Genomic DNA, 6000 nt, shown 5'->3' on the forward strand with positions numbered 1-6000 from the left:
GCAGGTAGATATTAATGAAAAACCGGATCCTTGCCATGTTGTTATCGCTGGTTGTTGTCAGTGCATGTGCTGCGCCAGAACAGGAGCAACTGCTGAGCTTCCCGCAGGCAACAATTCAGCTGGCTGACGTTAAAAGAACGGTGCAACTGGCTGACACCCCTGAGCTGCGTGAACGTGGTTTGATGTTTCAAAAAAGTGCCGAGCCGGGTATGTTGTTGCTGTACCCCGAACCCCGGTTAATAAGTCTTTGGATGCGCAATACCGACTTAGCGCTGGATGTCGCCTTTATTGACCCGCAATGGCGAATCATGGCCATAGTACAGTTGCATCCGCTGGATGAAACTCCGGTATCAGCGCCATCTGCTGCGCTGGCGGCACTGGAGATGCCTCGAGGCTGGTTTGCCGAGCGCAACATTCAGGTGGGTGAAAAGCTGAAACTGGTTCGTTAAAACCTGTGGCTCAGCCAGTGGGTTTAGCGACTGGGGTCAATCACACCATTGATACTATTATTATGCCGGAACCAGCCAGCAATGCTGTATCGGTCATCAACAGCGCTCAAAACCTCATGGGCGAAACGCTCACTTTCAAAGAGTACCAGGCTACCCGCCTGCGGCTTTATCCTGCTTAATATGCTGTCATCGGGGCCATATAATACTAACTCACCACCGGCACTGACATCGTTTAAATAACTAACTGTGGTCAGTACTCTATTCGAGCGGCCGCTGAAAGCATCAAAATGCTTCTGATAGAAGTCACCATACTGATAACAGGCAAAATGGCACTCGAAATCAAACAATCCCAGAAAAAACTGGCGGTTCAGTTGCAGCTGTAGTTGTTGCATTAACTGCAGATAATGTTGCTGAGCCGGGCTCTGGCCATCAAACCAGAGTGTTTTGTCACGACGTATCTGCCGATTCAGGGTATGGTCACGGGCCCGGCCAACTCCGGCCGGGGTCAAATCAGCGTCAAAGCGGGCCTCATCCAGCAGCTGTAAGTTTAAACCGGCAGGCAGGAAATCAGCTATGACTGTCCAGCCTTGCCGGTAAAATTGCGCCAGCATTAATTCATCACCAATAACGCCATCGCTGACGCATTGATCAATCCTGACCCCAACCGATTCTGCCATATTCAGGCTCCCCCCTATAATAGAGCAGCGTTTTTACGGGGTTGCTGGCAGCCTGTCTAACAAGAAAAACTTGTCTTCAGGATAAGGGATTCTGCTGCGTAAGATCGCAGGTTTGACTGAGCTAAAGAACAACTGGCTGCGTAATGTCTGCTATGGTTGTGAATAAGGTTGAATAGATTAGGGATATCATCATGCAAAAATCATCTTGGTTAACAGCGACAGTTGTCGCCGGTGCATTGGCTATAACTGGCTGTAGTCAGTCTATATCTGACTACAAACAGCTGACACCTGCTCTGGAGCTTGACCGTTTTTTTCTGGGGTCAGGCCGGGCCTACGGGGTGATGCATGATTGGCGTGGCCAGCAGAGTGTCCGTTTTGTTGCTGATCTGTGCGGAGAATGGCAGCAGGGGCAGGGTGATTTATACGAAGTTTTTTATTTTAGTGATGGCCGGGTAGAACAGCGTCACTGGCAGCTGACTCAAGGAGCCGATGGCGAAGTTCGGGGTACGGCTGGTGATGTTGTTGGTGAAGCAACAGGCCAGCTTGCCGGCAACAGCCTGTATTGGCAGTATGTTTTGCGGATCCCTTACGATGGCGATACCCTGGATGTCACGGTGAAAGACTGGCTGCACCTGGTTGATGAGAAAAACCTGATAAACCGTACCACACTCCACAAATATGGCTTCAAAGTAGCTGAACTGACGCTGTCTATTCAGCAACTTGATGCTAATGCCGATTGTTCAGCGTTAAAGCAACAAGTCGCCGAAATTGCCGCGGGTTAGCGAGCTGATTTTGGAAACTGCTCAAAAATAAGAGCCACTGTGCGTGCTGCAGCTTCGCGCGGTTGCTCTAAATCTTTTTGTTTTAATGTGCCCTCAGCAATCCCTTCCCAGATTAACTGGCGCTCAGCCGCATCTACCACATCAATATTCACTGTGCCTACTTTGTAGTGAACAGTGCTTACGTCGTTGTTGTAAACCGGAAAACCACCATACACAATGCCGCGCCGGTAGTGGTAGTATCCGTGATGGTAGCTGAGTGTTGATACAGTACGGGTATCAGAACGGCTTGCCACATTAGAATTAAAGTTAACCAGCAACTGCGGATCTGATGCAACGTAGCGATAGCCTCTGGCAGTAAGCTCTGCACTGATGGCATCTTTAAAATGCTGAGTTACCAGAGTGGTATAACCGGCTCTGTCTGTAGCTAAGTCGGAAACGAATGAAAAGGTCTGATACTGACTAAAGTTAACGTTAGTGGCTTGATCAGACCGAACTTTTGGCCCGCTGCTGCAGGCTGTTAAGGTTATTGCCAAAACCGCTGCGGTTAAAAGTTTGCTGTGTTGTATTTTAGTCGGTAGCTTTATCATCATTACTGTTCCCCGGTTGCAACCTGTGCGTTCTGACAGGCTGTGAGTGATTAAGTTGCGCTAAGATAATTAGGCTGCTAACTGGATATCATTGCAAATGTAATCTTTATTTGCCAACTCTGATATTTATTATGGCATGCTAAGTGTGATAAAACAGTTGCTGACAAAATACGCAATAGCGTTAGCTATCAGTCTCAACTCATATTACACTTATTAACAAAGTGCGGCAGGGATCTCGGCACAACGAAAATAGTATGCAGCCGGGGCGGCTGTTTAATACGAGACCAGAACATGAATGCAGTGAAAAAGAATAATAACAACAACGAGCAACAGCTCGCAGCTGAACTGGAAAATCAAGCGCAACAGCAGCTTGCCAGCAGCCTGGCTGATTTTGGCAAACAGCTAATGAGTGAGCAACAGCAGCTGTTGCAAAGCTACAGCGCCCAAATTCTGGCAAAATCGCAAAGTCAGTGGCAACAGCGCTTAATCGAACAGGAACAAGCTTACCAGAAACTATTTAAAGACTGGCAGCACACTAAGCAGCAACTTGATTTAGCCGTGCCGGTGGCCAGTGCTGATACTCAGGAACTGGCCACTCTGAAGCAAAAAGCGGCTGAAACAACTAAACAAATGGCAGCACTTGCTGCTGAGTTGAAGAAAGCACAGCAGCACAATACCACGCTCAGTGAGCGTGAGATGAATCTCGAACAACAGCTGGCTGACTTAACTAAAGAACTGCAGCTTGAACAACATAAAGCCCAGCATTTTGAACAGGCGTTACAGGCTGCTCAGCAAAGTGTTGCCGATCCTGAAGAGCTCACCCAGCTGCGCTCAGCGCTTGAGCAAGCCCAGGCTCAGGCACATGAAAGCAAATTGGCGTTACAACAGTTACAAGCAAGTGTGCAGCAGCATCAAAATGAACAGCAACAAAGCGCGCAGCAGTTAGCTGAACTGAACGAAAGCTACCTGGCGTTGCAGCAACAAACAGAGCAACAAACCCAGGCACAACAAGACAAGCTCCAGGCTTTGGCGAAGAGCCAGCAGCAAGTTCGTGATTTAGAGCAGCAGCTGGCCGAGCGTGAGCAGCTGCTGAGCGAGCAGCAGCAAGAGCATAATCAACTGCAAGAGCAGCTTGCCGAGTTGACTACCCATAGTGAAGTATTACAAGCTCAGATTAACGAATTTGAGCAGCACCGCAATGATCTGGCTGATAGTAGTGCTGAGCTTGGCTCAGAGCTGACCCGGTTGCAAGCCGAGTTTGTTAACATAAACGAGCTGTTAAGCCAGAGTCAAAATCGCTGTAAGAAGCTGGAAGGCCAGTTAGAGCACGCGGTTAACCGACAGCAAGCTGCCGAGCAAAAACAGCAAAATGAAGCTGACCAGACCCGGGAAATGATCCGGCAATTGCGGTCGCAACTTGCTGAACAGGATGAAGTTAACCAGCAGAATATCAGCGAGCTTGAACAGAAAATTATGGAATACAAGCTCAAGTTTGAATACGCGCAGAAACAACTGGCTGTATCGGGTTAACGCCGGGCTTTAATCCGTTTTGGAGTGTTATGAAAGAAAAGGCAAATAACTTCCAGCTAATGCGTGAGCTGGGGTTTTATCAACAGGCTGCTATTGCAGCCTGTTTGCTTGAGCGCATGTTACCTAATTATCAATTGTTCAGTGAGGTTAGTGAATTTGGTGACGCCGCCGCGCTCAGACATATGCTGGATTTAAGCTGGGAGTGGCTGACCGTTAAGAAAGCAAAAATTAATTTTCCACGTTTGGCTGAAGAATTAGAACCACTTATCCCTGAAGTTAATCATTTCTCTATGTTTGGCGTATATCCGGCAGTAGATTGTGCTACTGCCCTTGATGCCATGTTTAACGGTATCAGTCAGCAAGACAGCAGTGAATTTATCAATGTCGCCAAGATATCTCAGGCCACAGTGGCAAGACTGATAGAGTACCAGGCCGAAGACGAAGATATAACCAGTGAAAACGAGCTAAAAAAGCATGTCCGCGACCACCCGTTAATGGCGTATGAAATGGAATGCCTTGCCGAACTGATAGAGCTGGTAAGCTCCATGAAACAAATAGAACGGGAGCAAATGCTGCAACTCAAAGCCTGGTTGCAAGAGCAGGGCCTGACAAATCTGGGTATGGAGTTGGTGTAAGCATTGGTTTAATACTGGTTTACAACCTCATAGCAAAAGGCCTGCATTTATTGCAGGCCTTTTATTATTAGCATTACTCTGAACAATTCGGTTAGCGTATCTTTCTGCGGCGTATACCAGCTACTAACAGTAAACCCAAACCAAATAATGCTATAGTCTGAGCTTCTGGCACGCTGGTCGGTGGTACAACAACGATTTCACCGTTACGAGCGTTAAAGATATAGCGGCCGTCAAACCCACTATTTAATCGGTTGCTAACCAACGCATTGCTACCACCGTCTAAAAATGCACCATTAACTGCTGAACCGGCCAGCTCAAAAAAACTTCCGGCATCACCGGTGCCATTTGAATAACCTGCCCGGGCAGAATCACCACCTAAACCATTCGCATCACCAGAACTGGCAGTGCCTGTTTCCCACTGGATCTGATCGTAATTGAAAATAATGTCGAAATCACCTGCACTAACATCTGAACGATCAACCAGCAACAACTGGAAACTATTGCGGTTAGTATGTGCGGCACTGCTGCTGTAATAATCGACATTTAACCAATTTACCCCGAAAGCCAGCATGCCATTAAAAGATCCCACGCCGTAAGTTACCGGGTCGCCGGCACTGCGGGTATCAACATCAGCGAAAAAGGGCGCAATAATTTGCCGGCCAGTTGACGTGAGATCAAAAGGAGTAAAGGTAGCTAAAGCTGAATCGAAGGTCACATTACCATTGTTATTTACGAATAATTGGCTAAATGTCAGGCCAAAGAAATTAACATCAAAGCCGATATTGACAGCACCGGTTGAACTATCATCATTTGGTGCCAGGGTTGCACTGTTAAAGCCCGGTTCAATTATGCTGGCCTGAGCAGTGAAAACTGTTGTAACGGTGAATAATGCTGCAAGCGCAATATTTCTTATTTTCATTATAAGTAAGTCCTTTTTTATTCTGTAAAGTCATTAAGCAGGCAGTCTATTAGCAATAAATAAGCCAATACCTAACAAATTGATTTTATTAATAATAAGCATATAAGAATACTGAGGGTGTAAAAAATAACTGACGAATCCCCACGAATGGCGTAGATAAAACAAATAGTTAAAGGCGAAGGGAACATTCATGGCAGTTCCCGATCTGATCTTTCGCCAAAAACACCTAACCATGAATGCTGCCATGAATGTAAAAACAATGCTCGCCGATTTTCTCTCATTTGTCACCCCTAAAAGTATGCATAAAGCCAGACTTTCTGCGCTAAGTGCTGCTGCACAAAGCCTTATGAAAAAAGGCTGCTGCACGGTTACCGCTATTGGCCGTGAATATGAGAACCAAAATAATGAGAAGCACGGCATT

At 46.8% G+C, this 6000-nt stretch carries 7 protein-coding genes and 1 pseudogene; 5 read left to right on the forward strand and 3 right to left on the reverse strand.

Annotated elements, in window-relative coordinates; genetic code table 11:
* The first annotated feature begins 14 nt into the window (after window positions 1-14).
* On the forward strand, window positions 15-449 hold the full coding sequence (locus H141_RS0105950; protein ID WP_019675333.1) for a DUF192 domain-containing protein: 435 nt from the start codon (window positions 15-17) through the stop codon (window positions 447-449).
* A 23-nt stretch (window positions 450-472) separates the two neighbouring features.
* Here the strand turns inward: H141_RS0105950 and H141_RS0105955 are convergent, their stop codons facing one another.
* Window positions 473-1126: a 2OG-Fe(II) oxygenase gene (locus tag H141_RS0105955; protein ID WP_019675334.1), complete on the reverse strand. Its 654-nt coding sequence runs from the start codon at window positions 1124-1126 to the stop codon at window positions 473-475.
* Window positions 1127-1317: 191 nt separating this feature from the next.
* Between H141_RS0105955 and H141_RS0105960 the strand changes: the two genes are divergently transcribed.
* Window positions 1318-1908 (forward strand): DUF3833 domain-containing protein, encoded by a 591-nt coding sequence (locus H141_RS0105960; RefSeq protein ID WP_019675335.1) that lies wholly within the window; start codon window positions 1318-1320, stop codon window positions 1906-1908.
* Here the strand turns inward: H141_RS0105960 and H141_RS0105965 are convergent.
* Window positions 1905-2498, reverse strand: a complete 594-nt coding sequence (locus tag H141_RS0105965) for a DUF4136 domain-containing protein (protein WP_019675336.1) — start codon at window positions 2496-2498, stop codon at window positions 1905-1907. The genes H141_RS0105960 and H141_RS0105965 overlap by 4 nt on opposite strands.
* Before the next feature lie 288 nt (window positions 2499-2786).
* Between H141_RS0105965 and H141_RS0105970 the strand changes: the two genes are divergently transcribed.
* A complete protein-coding gene (locus tag H141_RS0105970; protein WP_019675337.1) occupies window positions 2787-4025 on the forward strand; it encodes a coiled-coil domain-containing protein in 1239 nt (412 codons plus the stop codon).
* A 29-nt stretch (window positions 4026-4054) separates the two neighbouring features.
* On the forward strand, window positions 4055-4660 hold the full coding sequence (locus H141_RS0105975) for a YjaG family protein (protein WP_019675338.1): 606 nt from the start codon (window positions 4055-4057) through the stop codon (window positions 4658-4660).
* A gap of 91 nt (window positions 4661-4751) precedes the next feature.
* Here the strand turns inward: H141_RS0105975 and H141_RS0105980 are convergent, their stop codons facing one another.
* On the reverse strand, window positions 4752-5579 hold the full coding sequence (locus tag H141_RS0105980; RefSeq protein ID WP_019675339.1) for a nidogen-like domain-containing protein: 828 nt from the start codon (window positions 5577-5579) through the stop codon (window positions 4752-4754).
* A gap of 190 nt (window positions 5580-5769) precedes the next feature.
* Between H141_RS0105980 and H141_RS19895 the strand changes: the two are divergent.
* A pseudogene (locus H141_RS19895) lies at window positions 5770-6000 on the forward strand (hypothetical protein); the annotation flags it as partial.

Origin of the sequence: Arsukibacterium perlucidum DSM 18276, from assembly GCF_000382165.1 — a bacterium.
GTDB classification, from domain to species: Bacteria; Pseudomonadota; Gammaproteobacteria; order Enterobacterales; family Alteromonadaceae; genus Alishewanella; species Alishewanella perlucidum.

Coding starts and splice junctions, on each gene's coding strand:
- H141_RS0105950 (WP_019675333.1), top strand. CDS start 15: ATGAAAAACCGGATCCTTGCCATGTTGTTATCGCTGGTTGTTGTCAGT.
- H141_RS0105955 (WP_019675334.1), bottom strand. CDS start 1,126: ATGGCAGAATCGGTTGGGGTCAGGATTGATCAATGCGTCAGCGATGGC.
- H141_RS0105960 (WP_019675335.1), top strand. CDS start 1,318: ATGCAAAAATCATCTTGGTTAACAGCGACAGTTGTCGCCGGTGCATTG.
- H141_RS0105965 (WP_019675336.1), bottom strand. CDS start 2,498: ATGATGATAAAGCTACCGACTAAAATACAACACAGCAAACTTTTAACC.
- H141_RS0105970 (WP_019675337.1), top strand. CDS start 2,787: ATGAATGCAGTGAAAAAGAATAATAACAACAACGAGCAACAGCTCGCA.
- H141_RS0105975 (WP_019675338.1), top strand. CDS start 4,055: ATGAAAGAAAAGGCAAATAACTTCCAGCTAATGCGTGAGCTGGGGTTT.
- H141_RS0105980 (WP_019675339.1), bottom strand. CDS start 5,579: ATGAAAATAAGAAATATTGCGCTTGCAGCATTATTCACCGTTACAACA.